Source organism: Bradyrhizobium sp. UFLA06-06, assembly GCF_054820065.1.
Window position 1 is genome coordinate 21,197 of sequence record NZ_JADFUD010000077.1, and the last position, 14,793, is coordinate 35,989.

Sequence of the window (14,793 nt, forward strand, 5' to 3'; positions counted from 1 at the left end):
TCTCTTGCATCGGTACTCTCGCCTCACGGTTGTCGCCGCTTGCGCTTCTCCCTTGGCATCAAGAACCTGGTTCCTGCAGTTCCACGCGAAAGCCTGTGTCCGACTCACGCCCCCTCTACGCCGGTCGTCGTCCGCCCGGTCATCTGGCGGACTTGTCCCAGGATGACGAGACGATCCTGGTTTTGACGACGCTTGGATTCATAACGACGCGTCCTCGAAGGGTTCACTTTCGTTCGTCTTTCGGACACTCACCTGCTCGGTTTGATCCGAACTTTTGATCCCACGCTCACCACCACGGCTCTTTACCGCAGCCGCTCGGACTGGTTTGAGACCCGCTCCTGAAAGCCGATCTCGGGGGGCCAGCCCCCCATCTTTTTTCCCGCAGCTTCACAATCGGTTTTAGTTCATGTTGAACTCCTTCCGCTGCTCTGCAGCACACTCTCGTCGATGAAGACCAGCCGCTCAGCTTCGACGCGATCTTGATACTTTGTCCACTGGGCTCGTCGCCTCGCGACCTCGGGTCGATCGCGTTCGCCAGCCGCCACGCTTTTTTTTGAAGCTGAGCTTCTCGGCATGGACGAAGTCCCACACCGAGTGGTAATCGACCTTCAGGCCGCGACGGGCGAACTCGGCAACGAGACCGCGTATGGTGAAATCGCCGTCCCTGATCCGCTGCGACAGCCAGACTGCGTGGTCTCCCGAAACCGCCTTCGGCTTGTGACCGCCCATCTGGCCAGGCTCAACGCTGCCGGTCTCCTCGACCCGCTGCATCCAGCCGATCGCCACTCCAAACTGCTTGGCGGCCCGATTGCGCGACATCCCGCCCTCGATCGCGGACACCACACGCTTACGGAGATCCAGCGAGTAAGGCTTGCCCATCCATGCTGGCCTCCTATCCAGCCAGCATGGTGAATCAGAAATACACTGATTTGGGAATCCCAAATCGATTCAACCTAACCTCATCCCGCTTTAGTAGCCCCAGTCCAGGCTCACCTCGCGGCAGATCGATTTGCCGAGGATGAACTCGGACAGGCTTTCGCTGCCGAACTGCAGGTGACGTTCCAGCACGTCGTCGGCGTTGCCCCTCTCTCCCAGCGAGCCGACAAAGGCAGCTTGTGGATTTGCAGGCGCGACATGTAGCTGATCGGGCGGCGTGGTCAGTTCACCATGACCAGCTTGCCCTTCACGCCGCGCGAACCCATGTGCGCGTACGCGGCCTTGAGCTCAGCCATCGGCATCGTCCGGTCGATCACCGGCTTGATCTTGCCTTCGACGTACCAGCGACCGAGTTCGGCCATCATGGCCTGGTTGGCCATGGGCTCCTTGCCCGCGAAGGCGCCCCAGAACACGCCGACGATGGACGCGCCCTTGAGCAGCGGCAGGTTGAGCGGCAGCGAAGGGATGGGGCCGGCCGCGAAGCCGATCACGAGATAGCGCCCGCGCCACGCGATCGAACGGAACGCCGGCTCAGCCAATTCGCCGCCTACGGGGTCGTAGATCACGTCGGGGCCCTTACCTTCGGTCGCCGCCTTGATCGCGTCGCGCAGGTTGCCTTGCGAGTAGCTGATCGCGTTGTCCGCGCCTTGCTGCTTGCACAGCTCGCACTTCTCGTCGGTCGAGGCGGCGGCGACCACGCGCGCACCCGCAACCTTACCGATCTGGATTGCGGCCGTGCCCACGCCGCCTGCCGCGCCGAGCACGAGCACCGTCTCGCCGGCTTTCAGCTGCCCGCGATCGAGCAGCGCATGGTACGATGTGGCATAGGTCATGATGAACGCCGCCGCGTCGACGTGCGTCATGCCCGGAGGCAGCGGCATGCACAGCGCAGCCGGCGCGGTCGTGTGCGTGGCGAATCCGCCGGTGCCGGAAAGACACGCGACTTCCTGCCCCGGCTTGATGTGCGTGACGCCTTCGCCGACGGCCACCACCGTGCCGGCGTATTCGCTGCCGGGAACGAAAGGCAGCGGTGGCTTGTGTTGGTACTTGTTCTGGACGATCAGCAGGTCGGGAAAGTTCAGGCTCGCCGCCTTGATCTCGATGAGGGTTTCGCCCGCCTTCGGCTGGGGCGTGGGCAGCTCTTTCCATTGCAGGGCGTCGACGCCAGTGAGGTTCTCACACAGCCAGGCATGCATGGTTCTCTCCTTGGAAAGCGATAGGGACGCGTTATGACAGGTGCACGTGACACGCAGCGATGTCCCTGCGGTGACCGTACCCTATGATTTGCCTCACGGTTCCCCCATTCCGCCCCCAACACACATTTTCACGATCACATAGCGGGCGCCGCGCCTTATGGCCGACCATTCGAGCGCCTGACATGCCGCAAGGATGTCGGATCGAGATCGTCGCGCCATTTACGTTGCCATCCGCCCGTGCCCACGAATTGAAGCAGCGATTGATGCTGGGCTGCTGTGCGCTCCGGCGACGTGATCGCCGCCATCGGCTCTACGCTCTTGCGCTCACCAGGCAGCATCGGGCCAACACAGTAGTCGCGTAGCGGCTTCGCCCGATCCGCATGTCCGATGACGCTTACCAATCCGTCCACATAAGCCGCAAATCGCGCTTCACTTCCATCCTTGCTTCGGCTACCCATTTCAAAATCCTCTCACCCGAGTCCTCCGGGTAGCTGATTGACCCTCAAATAGGCCCGCGACATTCTCAGTAAGACTAGTATCCCGCTAGCTGCGCTAAACGGTTCGCAAGGTAGTCGACGTTGCCGAACATTTCGGTCAGCACTCTTTGTCTCTTCAAATAGTCGCCAATGACATACTCATCGGTCATACCGATCCCGCCGTGCATCTGAATGCCTTCCTGTACGGCGAGTGCAGTAGCCATGCCGGTCATAGCCTTGGCTCCCATCACTGCTGCTTCGGCAGCGCCGTCGTGCGCATCAAGCAGCTGTTGGGCTTTGATCACGGCGGCTCGGGCCACTTCCATTTCTGCGTACAGATGGGCGGCGCGGTGCTGCAGCACCTGGAACGAGCCGATCAGCCGCCCGAACTGTTTACGCTGATTAAGGTAACTAATGGTCATGTCGAGCGCAGCGGACGCCACGCCAATCATTTCGGCGGCGGCGCCCGCGCGCATGGCAGCAAGCATCTTCGTCAGTCGATCGAGACCATGGTCTACCTGGCCAATCACCGCATCCGCAGAAACGTCCACGCAGTCGAACTTCAGACGCGTGGCGACGCTGGCGTCTATTAGACGCTCAGCTTCGGGCCTGAGATTTGTAGCCCTGCTTTCAACGAGGAAAAGCGTGATACCCAGCGGCTCGTTCTCGGAACCGGCAGTCCGGGCCGCGACGATCAAGAAGTCGGCCACGTGCCCGTAACTCACAAAGCGCTTCTCGCCGGCCAGACGGTATCCATTCCCGACCCGCGCGGCCCGCAGCGCAATTCGCTCGGGCCTGTGGTGGGCGGTTTCGTCGATACCAAGCGCGCCTACCGCCTCGCCGGCTACGATGCGTGGCAGCCACGATTGACGCTGCTCCGCCGAGCCCTCCACTAGCGCGGTGACCGTGCCAATCGCTGTCGTAAGGAACGGCGAGGGCGTGAGATTGCGCCCGATCTCCTCAAGCACGACACCGGCCTCCACGTGACCGAGTCCTAGGCCACCATGCGCCTCGTCCACGAGGACACCGTTCAGGCCGAGCTCGGAAAAGCGCTTCCAAAGTTCGATCGAAAAGCCCTTCTTGTCATCTGCATCGCGTAGCGCACGCATGTGGCTTACCGGCGCCTGTTCGGCAAGAAAGCGTCTCACTGTGTCGGAGAGGTTCACCTGGTCTTCAGTGTGAAACAGGGGCATGGCGTCAGATCTCAGGGAGCAGGAGAATGCGCTTAGCGATGATGTTTAGCTGCACCTCGGAGGTGCCGCCTTCGATGGAATAGGCTTTGGTGCGGAGCCAGGCGCGAGCGTTGGATCCACAGCGAGACCGGTGACTCTCCCACTCCAGCGCCTCGGAACCTTCAGCGTCCATCAGCAGCTCGTGCCGCTGCTTCTCTAGCTCAGCGCCGAAATATTTGATCACCGAAGACTGGGCGGGGTGCGCCCGCTCATGCTTCAATTCGTCCATGTAGCGTTCTGACAGGGCTTTGAACGCTAAGGCACGAACTTCGAAAAGCGCGATGCGCGCCCGCAAGACCGGATCGTCTACTCGGCCATCTAGTTCGGCTCCGAGGGCGCGCTTGGCGATTTCGCCGAGCGAGAACTGACTGCTCCCCAAGCCAGCGCCAGAAATGCCTTTGCGTTCGTGACTGAGCAAGAACTTTGCGATTTCCCAGCCTTTGTTTAACTCACCTACCAGGTTCTGCTTCGGCACCCTGACGTCATCGAAAAATGTCTCACAGAACGGGGAGTAGCCGGAAATCAGCCTGATCGGCTTGGTGGAGACCCCGGGCGTTTCCATGTCGATCAGCAAGAGCGAGACACCACCATGCTTGCTTGAGCTGTCGGTTCGCACCAAGCAGAAGATCCAATCGGCCTTATCTGCGTCGCTAGTCCAAATCTTTTGGCCGTTCACGAGGAAGTGGTCGCCCCTGTCCTCCGCCCGAGTGGCTAAGGAGGCGAGGTCGGACCCGGCACCCGGTTCGGAAAAGCCTTGGCACCAGAGGATCTCACCGCGGGCCATCTTCGGCAGGTGTTCACGCTTCTGCTCCTCGTTACCGTACTTGAGCAGCGTCGGACCCAGTGTATATAGGCCCAACGAACTTAACGGAATGCGGCAACCGGCGCGGCTCATCTCGTTCTGGAGGACCCTTGTTTCCGCCGGCGACAGTCCGCCGCCACCATATGGTCTAGGCCAGTCCGGGGCCGTCCAGCCCTTCGCGGCCATGCGGTCCAACCAGACCTTTTGAGCCGGATCACTATAGACAGCCCGACGCCCGCCCGAAACGGCATCCTCCTCGGAGCGAATCGGCTGGCGCAGCTCATGGGGGCAGTTCGCTTCAAGCCATGTACGCGTTTCTCGGCGAAAAATCTCAAGGTCGCTCATAGCGTGCGCATCCATTGCCGCGATCTCACTTTGGAAGCGCTGGGCAGCGCTATGGTGCCTCCCGTCACGTTATCGCCTGGAACGCCACGGATGTTCGATACCACGATGTCGTCGGCCTGATCGCGCGAGGACAAGATTGATTCGACGCCCGTTACGCTGGATCGGGAAAAGCGCAGCCCGTGCGAGCAGTCCAACGCCTCGACAGCAAACGTGATGCCGGAGAGCGCAATCACATTACTAAGCGCGAGCGATGCTTTGTGGCTCCCGCCCACTACGCGCTGCTTGGTCGAAGGGAGTCCTGATGCGGAGGTGATCCACAGTCGGGGATGACGAATACGAATTTTCATAGCTCGGAGCCCATCAACAATTAATATCGCAAGACCTGCTCTGTTTCTCGGAAACGCACGACATTATGTCCGATGGTTAAAGCCGGAACGCTGCAAATGTGACGTGAGCGTCGCAGTTTTCCGCAGAGTTGAGGGCACCAGCTAAAGACACTGTGCTTGATCTTGCAACAAGCCGCTCACCCTGATGCTGGCAGCTCTGCGCAATTGGGCTCGCCCTTAACCGCGTTATTTCCCCAAGGCGCTGGCGCTAGGCCCGCAACCCTGTATGGCGATGCGTCGCACGGCCGACACGCCGCATCCAATGCTGCTGCATATTGCTCCAACACTGTAGGAATTAGAGGGTGAGGACCACCCGCGGCAACTTAGCGGGAGCCGCCCTTGATGCCGTTCCACTCGCTAGCAGGAGACGGCGCAGCGCCGGCGTATCGCACAGCGCATGCCGTTCGTGACCAAGTGGACTCGGAAGGTCGGCTGAGAAAGTACCCAACTAATGGCATGGCGCTCGGACGCAGAAATTCTTCGCAAGCCGTCAAGCAAAAGTGGAGTTTCGGCGTCGCCGTGCGCCTAAATGCATCAACCAACATCTGAACGCTCACTACATTTAGGTCTGCATGGGCTTCAAACGGCTGGGTCCAGGTAAGTAGCGGCAAGACAAAGTTTGCACTGGAACCGAATAATGACTGAAGATTTGATTCCGTTGGGCGAGATGTTGTTTCGCCGCGCCCAAACGACGCCGGACATGCCAGCGGTCAGTTGCGGCCGGATAACTCTCACCTGCGGGCAGTTGGAGGCGCAGGCCAACCGCATCGCGCGGGCGCTTGAGGGGCTCGGCGTTAAGGTTGGCGACCTTGTGACCATCGGGCTGCCAAACGGGGTTGAGTTCATTGAGGCCTGCTGGGGCGTGTGGAAACTGGGCGCGACGCCGCAACCAGTGTCCTTCCGGCTAACAAACATCGAGTTTCGGGCCATCGTCGACGTGGCCGACCCAGCGGTGGTGATCGCCTTGCCGGGCATAGACGTGGGTCGGCGACGAGTTACTGTCGACGATCTCCTTGCGCTGTGCGCTGATGAGCGGCCGCTGAAGTCGCGCGTGTCTCCATGTGTCAAAGCTATGACCTCGGGCGGCTCTACCGGTAGGCCGAAGCTTATTCTCTCGAACTCGCCCAGCTTGACCTTGGCGGTGCCCGCTGACGAAGGCAAGTGGCGCGTGCGAGCCGGCGACACGATGCTGATACCAGGCCCCCTCTATCACGGGGGGCCTTTTCTGTGTGCCCTGGAAGCGCTCATCAAGCATGCCCACCTCGTGCTGATGCCGCGCTTCGACGCCGAGCTCGTACTCGCCGAGATAGAACAGCGGAGGGCAACGTGGATCTATCTCGTTCCCACCATGATGAACCGGATTTGGCGGCTGCCGAAAGAGGTGCGCGACCGATACGATGTCTCGTCACTGAGCACCCTCTGGCACTTGGCTGCACCATGCCCGCCGTGGCTCAAGGAGGCTTTCATTCGCTGGTTGGGGCCTGAGGTGATTCTGGAGTGCTATGGCGGTACCGAGACCGAGGTTTGGACCAAAATCACCGGAAGCGATTGGCTCGAGCACCGAGGCTCTGTCGGACGTGTGCTCGGCGGAGAAATGATTGCCGTGGACCCTGACAGTAAGGCACTGCCTCCGGGCGAAGTCGGCGAAATCTACATGCGGCGCCCAGTAGGCTCCCCAGCGTCTTACACCATACGGGGTGCGATGGTTTCCGCCCTCCCGGGCGGCTGGGAAACCCTAGGCGATATTGGCTACTTTGATGCGGATGGCTACCTCTATCTCGTCGACCGACGTGTCGATATGATTCTCGTCGGCGGCGCTAACGTATATCCCGCTGAGGTTGAGGCCGCCATCGACGAGCATCCGCTTGTGCTGTCGAGCGCTGTGATCGGCATTCCCGACGAGGACATGGGATCAACCGTTCACGCCATCGTCCAGGCTCGCTCGGGGCTGACTGCGGAGGCATTGCTAGTGCACCTCGAGGACCGGCTGGTGGGCTACAAACGCCCGCGAACTTTTGAGTTCGTCGATGAGCCTCTTCGCGACGACGCGGGGAAGGTGCGCCGGACCAAGCTGCGTGATGAACGAATCGCGCGATTGAAGTTGGCTGCTGGCCACGGCTAGCCCGCTTCACTTGGTCCCACAGTGTTCCCAGGGGGAAGGGCTCATGAATATTTTTGATCTCACGGGCCGCGTGGCAGTGATCACGAGCGGCAAAAGCGGTATTGGCCTCGGCATCTCGCAGGTGCTTGCGGCCCAATGCTGCAATGTCTCGATCTGGACCCGCAACGCCGAAAAGAACAAGAGTGCTGCCGCCAGCCTGGGGGCGCCTGACAAGGTCGACACACGTATCTGCGATGTCACGGACCGGGCGTCCGCAGATGCGGCAATGAAGGCGACGCTTGACACTTTCGGGCGGGTGGACGGCTGCTTCGCGAATGCCGGCATCGGCGATGTTGGAGGGCGCGCATTTATCCAGCGCACGGAAGAGGAATAGCATGAGATGTTTGCTACCAACCTCGATGGTGTTTTTCTCACATTCCAGACCGTGGCAAGGCACTATGACCGAGCGCACCAACGCTGGCGATGCCTTCGGGCGCCTGGTTGCGACTTCGAGTTTGGCTTCGATCTTCGGCAAGGCTCGCTACGAGCAGCCGTGCATCTGGCGCGCGGACTTCAAAAAAATCCTGTCGCAGTGGAGCTGTACGAGGCCCAGCTGCGCCTCCGGCAGATGTTCGGCCTGATTGAGGACCTGAACACGCTGCCCTTGCGCGCGCGCCTGGCCCAGCGGCTGCAGCACCTGGTGTGCGGCTATGGCGTGCCTGCGTTGACGGATGGGCACGAGACGCGCATCGGCCTGCAGCTGACGTAGGTGGAAATCGCGCAGCTGCTAGGGTCCTCCCGGCAGCGCATCAACAAGGAACTGAGACAGATGGAGCGCGAGGAAGTGATCCGCATCGAGTGCGGCGGCCTGGTGATCTGCAACCGCGAAGGGCTGATGCGAATCGTGGAGACCGCCGAATGAGCCAGTTCGACCACTTCGTCGGCACACGACCCGTGGCCGAGCAGCACCGCTTCGACGTCGAGGCGCTCGCGGCCTGGCTGCACGCCAACATCGAGGGCTTCCGGGGCCCGCTCACGGTGGAGATGTTCAAGGGCGGGCAGTCCAATCCCACGTACAAGTTGAACACGCCGTCGCGCAGCTACGTCGTGCGCGCCAAGCCCGGGCCTGTGGCCAAGCTGCTGCCATCGGCGCACGCCATCGAGCGCGAGTTCGCGGTGATGAGCGGCCTGGCGGGCACCGAAGTCCCCGTGCCGCGCATGTACGCCCTGTGCGAGGACGAGTCGGTCATCGGCCGCGCGTTCTACATCATGGAGTACATGCAGGGCCGCGTGCTGTGGGACCAGTCGCTGCCCGACGCCACGCCTGCGCAACGCAGTGATATCTACGACGAGATGAACCGCGTGATCGCGGCGCTGCACACGGTCAAGTTCGCCGAATGTGGTCTGGCGAATTACGGCAAGCCCGGCAACTACTTCGAGCGCCAGATCGGCCGCTGGAGCAAGCAGTACAAGATGTCCGCCGACGGCGCGGGCCCGATGTCGCAGCCGATCTCCGAGATGGAGCGCCTTGTCGAATGGCTACCCACGCACATCCCCACTGCGGCGCGCGATGAAAGCAAGGTCTCGATCGTCCACGGCGACTTCCGCCTGGACAACCTGATGTTCCATGCCACCGAGCCGCGGGCGATCGCCGTGCTCGACTGGGAGCTGTCCACGGTGGGCCACCCGCTCGCGGACTTTAGCTACCACTGCATGGCCTGGCACATCCCGAACAGCTCCTTTCGCGGCATCGGCGACCTGAATTTGTGCAGGCTCGGAATCCCGCAGGAGGACGACTACATCCGCCGCTACTGCGAGCGCACGAAGCTCACGACGCCCGAAGCGCTCAAGGCGGACTGGAATTTCTACATGGCCTACAACCTGTTCCGGCTCGCGGCGATCCTGCAAGGCATCGCCAAGCGCGTCGAAGCCGGCACGGCCTCGAGCGCGCAGGCGGCGTCTTCGGGCGCCAGCGCGCGGCCCCTCGCCCAGATGGCCTGGCGATTCGCCGAAAAGGCCTGAACCAATCATTTCCAAGGAGGTCACGATGGATTTCGACTACTCCCCCAAGACCAAGGAACTGCAGGCCAAGGTCCTGAAGTTCATGGACGACCACGTCTACCCCAACGAGAAGGCCTTCAAGGACGAGCTCGAGGCCAACACGAAGGCGGGCAAGCGCTGGAGCGCGCTCGAGACGATCGAGAAGCTCAAGCCGAGGGCGCGCGATGCGGGCCTATGGAACCTGTTCTTGCCCAAGGAAACGGCGGAAGCCTCCGGCTACCGCGGCGCGGGCCTGACTAACTCGGAATACGCGCCGCTGGCCGAGATCATGGGGCGGGTGCCATGGGCCAGCGAGGTCTTCAATTGCTCGGCGCCCGACACCGGCAACATGGAGATCCTCGCGCGCTACGGCTCCGAGGAGATCAAGGCCAAGTGGCTAAGGCCGCTGCTGGCCGGCGAGGTCCGTTCCGCGTTTGCAATGACAGAGCCCGAAGTGGCATCGTCCGACGCGACCAACATCTGCACGCGCATCGAGCGCCAGGGCGACCATTACCTGGTGAACGGCCACAAATGGTGGATCTCCGGCGCGGGCGACCCGCGCTGCAACGTGTTCATCGCCATGGGCAAGAGCGACCCGCAAGCGCCGCGCCACTCGCAGCAGAGCATGATCGTCGTCCCGGCAGATACGCCCGGCGTGCGAATCGTGCGCACGCTGAACGTGATGGGCTACGATGACGCCCCGCACGGACACGTCGAGATGTACTTCGAGAACGTGAAGGTGCCCGCCGGCAACATCCTGCTGGGCGAAGGCCGCGGCTTTGAGATCGCGCAGGCCCGCCTTGGCCCGGGCCGCATCCACCACTGCATGCGCACGATTGGCCTAGCCGAGCGCGCGCTGGAGCTCATGTGCAAGCGTGCTCTTTCGCGCGTAGCCTTCGGCAAGAGCCTTGCGCAGCAGACGGTGACGCAGGAGCGCATCGCCGAGGCGCGCTGCAAGATCGACATGGCGCGCCTGCTCACGCTGAAGGCGGCGTGGATGATGGACGTGGCGGGCAACAAGATGGCCAAGACGGAGATCGCGATGATCAAGGTCGTGGCCCCTACGATGGCCAGCCAGGTGATCGACTGGGCGATACAGGTCCACGGCGCCGCCGGCATGTGCGACGACTTCCCGCTCGCCCACGGCTATGCCGGCCAACGCACTCTGCGCTTCGCTGACGGCCCGGACGAGGTCCACCGCAATGCAATCGCGAAGTGGGAGCTCGGCAAGTACGGCACCCCCGGCCGCGACGCGGCAGACACCGTCACGCGTGGAGGCTGATCACTTCTTTCGGAAGACCCGACCGGCACTCGCATGCATTCGCGGCGCCCTGCAGGCTCGGCATGCGTGGCGATGGGATCGCCGAGCGCTGCCAGCTATCCAGCACAGCCTGCACGCGCGTTTCAATCCCGTGAAAAATCATGGCGTGGACGATCGACGCGCGCTGCCGCTGTGACACCGTTCGCGGCAACCATTAGGCGATCTTCTCAAACTCGAGAGCGTGCTGCGATTCTCGAGGGACGGCACCGCTTCTTAGTCCAGCGGATGATCTGGCGTGCAAAGTAGTTGCCGGGATTGACAAAGTCGTGGCAGAGCTTGCCGCGTCGAGATCGATCATGTGGAGTTTGGCCTGTGTCTCAATCTTGCTGGTGAAGCGAGTGCAACAAGATCGATTCAATGAAGCCCGCATCCATGCGTGGATGCTCGAGAATCTCCAAGCTATGAGCGCCCGTTGACCGGCCTTCAGTCAAGGGCGGTCAGTCCAACCGACCTACCGGCTCAGTACGAAAAACCGCTCCTATGTCATGCGTCGGATGCCGTTCGGCAAATTGCTGCCGTCGGCGCATGCGGCCCGACAGGGAACACTGGCGTCAAAGCCGCGCTGGCAAGCGCGGCTTTGACGTAGTGAGCCGTACCATCAGCGTAGACTGACGCAAGACCCGACTCTCTCCAAAGAGCCCAAACATATCGACCGCTGTTCGAACGTTGTGTATCGGCACATATTCAAACCGATACCGCGCCGTTCGGAAGAGAGAGTCGGTTGGAGGCCTACTTCGCCGAGCCTGTCTTTGCAACCCTGGCGATGCTGCTACCCCTGAATGTTCCGACCCAGTACTCGTCAGCAAATTCAATGGTCGTGGTTCCTGCGCCAAATGTTTCAGTGCCCTTAAGGGTGAAAAGCGGCGTTGCTTTCATTGTCTTCGGATCGATGCGTGTAGCGGCTGTATCCACAGCGCAGACGATCGGAGCTCCCGGAGCCCAGCATCCGTATATCTTCTCGACCGAGGCGGCCTGGCCGGCTGCGATGATCGACCCGTCATCCGCGAAGCGCAGATTGTCGACATAAAAGCCGACCGGCAGCGTCACTCTGCCTTCCGTGCCTCCTTTACGATTCAACCTGATCACTTCGCGGCCAGACCAAGCAGCGACATAGATATATTTTCCGTCTTTCGACACTTCGACTCCGTTATTTGCTGACGCCTCAGAGCCGGGTATCCTGTGCCATCCGCCTTTTTCGGCAACCATTCCAATATAAAGCCTGTCGGCTGACCGGCAAAAATTTTCTTGTTCACATCCGGATCGCCCCTCTCGGACAACACGCTTGCAACAATCCCGCCGTCCGGAAGCGGTGCCACCGAATTGAGATCCATATTGTCAGGGGCGAGAATGCAGCCGATCCATTTGAGAATCGGGGGCGATTGAGAACTATCAATATTGAAAACTTCGACGCCTTCGCGCACATGATTGATGACGTAGGCCGTCGGCGATCCGGCCCCAGTGTCTCGGATGGCGACTCCATGAGAAGACAGCTTGCCGCGTTCGAGCGGGCCGGGGCAATCGAAAGAGCCGGATACTGTCCCGGCTGTCCAGGTCGCCTCAATTGGCTTCCTCTCGGTTGCGTGAATTAAGTAAAGGCCCTTGCTGGGTGGGCCGCCGGTTACGTGATAGCTGCTTGCGAGTACGTAATCCGATCCGGGTAGGCGAACAAGATCCTCAGCGCTTACAACATCGCATATGTGCGCGGCATCGTTGGTGCCACACTCCGACTCACCGACTGCTGCAGTTTCAGCGAAGCCGCCGACGAAAATGGCGACACTCAAGGCAAAAAGGAACTCGAGTACAAGCCGCTTCCTTGCGGCTAGACAAATCGAAAGCTGGGTTTTCATAAACGTCCTCAATGAAAAACGGCGATCGGCGAGAGCAAGAGCGATTGATTATAGGCGAGGACTCGAGGCCGAAATCACCAAATTTCGTCCGATTTTGTCGAAATTGTGTGTACGATCTTGGTCGTGTGCGAAGCTTTTATGCGATCAATCGTTAGTTGGTCAAAACCATTGGCACGTCCGCGCAGCGTGCGGAAGGAACTGAGCTCCCGTCGCCCAGCCGTTTACGTGCGATCGAGTGTGCAGCAGACAGCAGACCACGAAAGCGCTGCGAGCTGCAGCAAAACATTCACACCAAAAGCAGTCTGTTGGGCGATTGAGCTCCGCCAAAATCAACATTGCTTCGACAACGGCGAATAACGCCTGCGTTCTCTTGCTACGGCTGCGCAACCCAGTTGGCAAGTCCCCCTAGCAGGCTGTTGAAGAAGGCTTTGAACGGCGCGCGATGAATGGGATGTTGTCGCCGTTGAGGAGGCAGATCTCCCCTTCGAGTGAGCCGTCATCCTTTAGTTCGGCCCAACCGTCACCCTCGGCTGGCTCCATTTCGTCGTTTCCTTGCCAACCGAACTCGACGGTATCGCCGTGGCAGGCTCCATGAATGGAGCCAGTGAGGCAATCGAAGGCGAATTCGCCGCCGGCCTCATCGAACAGGATGTAGGCGCCCGCCAAGGCGATGTCGTAGCCTGGCGTCTCGACGACCTGCCATCTGCCCCGGATGCTCATGCCGGTGCTGCCAGAAGCTTGGGAAGCCGGATCAGATTATAGGCCGCAAGTGCCAGGACAAAGACGGCATCCACCCGGTCGCGACCTCGCAGCTTGACCTTGGCCAAGCCAGCGGAACTCTTGATCCAGCCGAAGACTTCTTCGATGCGTTTGCGACAACGCTGGCTGATGTCATAGCCACTGTGGCGTGTGGTACGCGCGTCAATTGCCGTCTTGCGCCGCTTGCCGGTCTTACTCAGATGTCCGTCGATCGCGATATGCGGGGTAACCGATCTATCTCTCAGGTCGTGCACGAACTGCGTGACGTCATAGGCCTTATCCGCCCCCAGAGTGATCCGCTTCGCGCTCTTCCGCCTGTCGATCATGGCAAGCGCAATCTCCCGTTCGGCGGTGCCTGTCGCTTGGCTCACTCCACCCAAAACCGCCAAACCATTGCGGTTCTCCATCAGGGCATGGCCCATATAGCTCAACTTGGCCGGCTGGCCGTCACCCTTCTTGTAGAGCCGCGCCTCAGGATCGGTCGTGCTCTCATGGGTCTCGTTGGATCGCTTCTCCTTGTGGAAGCTGCGCTCGGCGTTGCGTCCCGGACCATCCTCGTCTTTGTCGCTGCCATCCTTCTTCCGGAAGCTCTTGATCGAAGCCCAGGCTTCAATCAGCGTCCCATCCACCGAGAAGTGATCGCTCGATAGCAGACGCTTGATCTTTGGCTGCGCCAAAAGCGCGTTCAGGAACTTGGCCGCAATCTCGCCTTCGAGCAGCCGGTCGCGGTTCTTCGAGAAGGTCGAATGGTCCCAAACCGCATCGTCCACCCCAAGCCCAACGAACCAGCGGAACAGCAGATCGAACTCTATCCGTTCCATCAGATGCCGTTCCGAGCGAACCCCATAAAACGCCTGGATGAGCATCGCCCGAAGCAACTTCTCCGGTGCGATCGAGGGGCGACCGAAATTCGTATAGAGTTTGCCAAACTCCCCAGAAAGGTCGCCCAGCGCCGCATTCGCCAAGTCTCGGATCACCCGTAGCGGATGGTCGACGCGAACCCGGGCCTCCAGGTCCACATAACTGAAAAGCGAGCCGGACCGCTCGTCACTCCCTCGCATCGCGCCCCCCAGTTCAATCCTGGTCCTAGAGAATCACGATGCGTAACGCTTCGCTACCGACTTCTTCAACAGCCTGCTAGACCCTATGTTCGCCCTCTGAGGTGACGGGCGGCCCGCCCCGCGGCAAGCTCCTATCGAGGGTTGCGCCGGATGGTCCGGCGCCGAGCCTCAAGCATGGGGAGCGGGCCTGATGAACGATAGCATTTTCGTGGGACTGGATGTGCACAAGGCGACGATTTCGGTTGCAGTGGCCGAAGCGATGCGCGGCGGGGAAGTTCGTAACTTGGGGAT

General features: G+C 60.9%; 13 protein-coding genes and 3 pseudogenes. 6 read left to right on the forward strand and 10 right to left on the reverse strand.

Annotation, left to right across the window (positions count from 1 at the left end):
• Positions 1 to 437: 437 nt before the first annotated feature.
• From IF803_RS37395 to IF803_RS37420, 6 genes and pseudogenes are all read right to left on the reverse strand, one after another.
• Positions 438 to 879: pseudogene (locus IF803_RS37395) on the reverse strand (transposase); the annotation flags it as partial.
• Between the two features lie 278 nt (positions 880 to 1,157).
• Entirely contained in the window at positions 1,158 to 2,132 is a 975-nt protein-coding gene (locus tag IF803_RS37400) for an NADPH:quinone oxidoreductase family protein (protein ID WP_461195642.1), read from the reverse strand.
• Between the two features lie 224 nt (positions 2,133 to 2,356).
• Positions 2,357 to 2,590: pseudogene (locus tag IF803_RS37405) on the reverse strand (transposase); the annotation flags it as partial.
• A 74-nt stretch (positions 2,591 to 2,664) separates the two neighbouring features.
• On the reverse strand, positions 2,665 to 3,801 hold the full coding sequence (locus IF803_RS37410; RefSeq protein WP_461195643.1) for an acyl-CoA dehydrogenase family protein: 1,137 nt from the start codon (positions 3,799 to 3,801) through the stop codon (positions 2,665 to 2,667).
• Positions 3,802 to 3,805: 4 nt separating this feature from the next.
• Positions 3,806 to 4,987 (reverse strand): acyl-CoA dehydrogenase family protein, encoded by a 1,182-nt coding sequence (locus tag IF803_RS37415; RefSeq protein ID WP_461195644.1) that lies wholly within the window; start codon positions 4,985 to 4,987, stop codon positions 3,806 to 3,808.
• The gene (locus IF803_RS37420; protein ID WP_461195645.1) at positions 4,984 to 5,334 is read right to left on the reverse strand and encodes a hypothetical protein; all 351 of its coding nucleotides are present in this window, start codon (positions 5,332 to 5,334) and stop codon (positions 4,984 to 4,986) included. The genes IF803_RS37415 and IF803_RS37420 overlap by 4 nt, the downstream gene beginning before the upstream one ends.
• Before the next feature lie 676 nt (positions 5,335 to 6,010).
• On the opposite strand from IF803_RS37420, the gene IF803_RS37425 reads away from it, so the two are divergent.
• The 6 genes and pseudogenes from IF803_RS37425 (at position 6,011) to IF803_RS37450 (ending at position 10,796) form a co-directional block, all read left to right on the forward strand.
• Positions 6,011 to 7,495 carry an AMP-binding protein gene (locus IF803_RS37425; protein WP_461195646.1) on the forward strand — a complete coding sequence of 495 codons (1,485 nt, stop codon included), beginning with the start codon at positions 6,011 to 6,013 and terminating at the stop codon, positions 7,493 to 7,495.
• A gap of 43 nt (positions 7,496 to 7,538) precedes the next feature.
• Positions 7,539 to 8,022, forward strand: a pseudogene (locus IF803_RS37430) (SDR family NAD(P)-dependent oxidoreductase); the annotation flags it as partial.
• 80 nt (positions 8,023 to 8,102) lie between these two features.
• Positions 8,103 to 8,243: a hypothetical protein gene (locus IF803_RS37435; RefSeq protein WP_461195647.1), complete on the forward strand. Its 141-nt coding sequence runs from the start codon at positions 8,103 to 8,105 to the stop codon at positions 8,241 to 8,243.
• Positions 8,244 to 8,396, forward strand: coding sequence for a helix-turn-helix domain-containing protein (locus IF803_RS37440; protein ID WP_461195648.1), 153 nt, complete (start codon positions 8,244 to 8,246; stop codon positions 8,394 to 8,396). It begins immediately after the preceding gene.
• Positions 8,393 to 9,496, forward strand: coding sequence for a phosphotransferase (locus IF803_RS37445; protein ID WP_461195649.1), 1,104 nt, complete (start codon positions 8,393 to 8,395; stop codon positions 9,494 to 9,496). Before IF803_RS37440 ends, IF803_RS37445 begins: the two co-directional genes overlap by 4 nt.
• Positions 9,497 to 9,521: 25 nt before the next feature.
• Positions 9,522 to 10,796: an acyl-CoA dehydrogenase family protein gene (locus tag IF803_RS37450; RefSeq protein WP_461195650.1), complete on the forward strand. Its 1,275-nt coding sequence runs from the start codon at positions 9,522 to 9,524 to the stop codon at positions 10,794 to 10,796.
• A gap of 768 nt (positions 10,797 to 11,564) precedes the next feature.
• Here the strand turns inward: IF803_RS37450 and IF803_RS37455 are convergent.
• The 4 genes from IF803_RS37455 to IF803_RS37470 all read right to left on the reverse strand — a co-directional run bounded on the left by IF803_RS37455 (position 11,565) and on the right by IF803_RS37470 (position 14,502).
• Positions 11,565 to 11,972 (reverse strand): hypothetical protein, encoded by a 408-nt coding sequence (locus IF803_RS37455; protein WP_461195651.1) that lies wholly within the window; start codon positions 11,970 to 11,972, stop codon positions 11,565 to 11,567.
• Positions 11,918 to 12,682: a hypothetical protein gene (locus tag IF803_RS37460; RefSeq protein ID WP_461195652.1), complete on the reverse strand. Its 765-nt coding sequence runs from the start codon at positions 12,680 to 12,682 to the stop codon at positions 11,918 to 11,920. The genes IF803_RS37455 and IF803_RS37460 overlap by 55 nt, the downstream gene beginning before the upstream one ends.
• Positions 12,683 to 13,087: 405 nt before the next feature.
• Positions 13,088 to 13,402 (reverse strand): hypothetical protein, encoded by a 315-nt coding sequence (locus IF803_RS37465; RefSeq protein ID WP_461195653.1) that lies wholly within the window; start codon positions 13,400 to 13,402, stop codon positions 13,088 to 13,090.
• Positions 13,399 to 14,502: an IS5 family transposase gene (locus IF803_RS37470; protein ID WP_461195654.1), complete on the reverse strand. Its 1,104-nt coding sequence runs from the start codon at positions 14,500 to 14,502 to the stop codon at positions 13,399 to 13,401. Before IF803_RS37470 ends, IF803_RS37465 begins: the two co-directional genes overlap by 4 nt.
• Between the last annotated feature and the right edge of the window lie 291 nt (positions 14,503 to 14,793).

Coding starts and splice junctions, on each gene's coding strand:
- IF803_RS37400 (WP_461195642.1), bottom strand. CDS start 2,132: ATGCATGCCTGGCTGTGTGAGAACCTCACTGGCGTCGACGCCCTGCAA.
- IF803_RS37410 (WP_461195643.1), bottom strand. CDS start 3,801: ATGCCCCTGTTTCACACTGAAGACCAGGTGAACCTCTCCGACACAGTG.
- IF803_RS37415 (WP_461195644.1), bottom strand. CDS start 4,987: ATGAGCGACCTTGAGATTTTTCGCCGAGAAACGCGTACATGGCTTGAA.
- IF803_RS37420 (WP_461195645.1), bottom strand. CDS start 5,334: ATGAAAATTCGTATTCGTCATCCCCGACTGTGGATCACCTCCGCATCA.
- IF803_RS37425 (WP_461195646.1), top strand. CDS start 6,011: ATGACTGAAGATTTGATTCCGTTGGGCGAGATGTTGTTTCGCCGCGCC.
- IF803_RS37435 (WP_461195647.1), top strand. CDS start 8,103: ATGTTCGGCCTGATTGAGGACCTGAACACGCTGCCCTTGCGCGCGCGC.
- IF803_RS37445 (WP_461195649.1), top strand. CDS start 8,393: ATGAGCCAGTTCGACCACTTCGTCGGCACACGACCCGTGGCCGAGCAG.
- IF803_RS37450 (WP_461195650.1), top strand. CDS start 9,522: ATGGATTTCGACTACTCCCCCAAGACCAAGGAACTGCAGGCCAAGGTC.
- IF803_RS37460 (WP_461195652.1), bottom strand. CDS start 12,682: ATGAAAACCCAGCTTTCGATTTGTCTAGCCGCAAGGAAGCGGCTTGTA.
- IF803_RS37465 (WP_461195653.1), bottom strand. CDS start 13,402: ATGAGCATCCGGGGCAGATGGCAGGTCGTCGAGACGCCAGGCTACGAC.
- IF803_RS37470 (WP_461195654.1), bottom strand. CDS start 14,502: ATGCGAGGGAGTGACGAGCGGTCCGGCTCGCTTTTCAGTTATGTGGAC.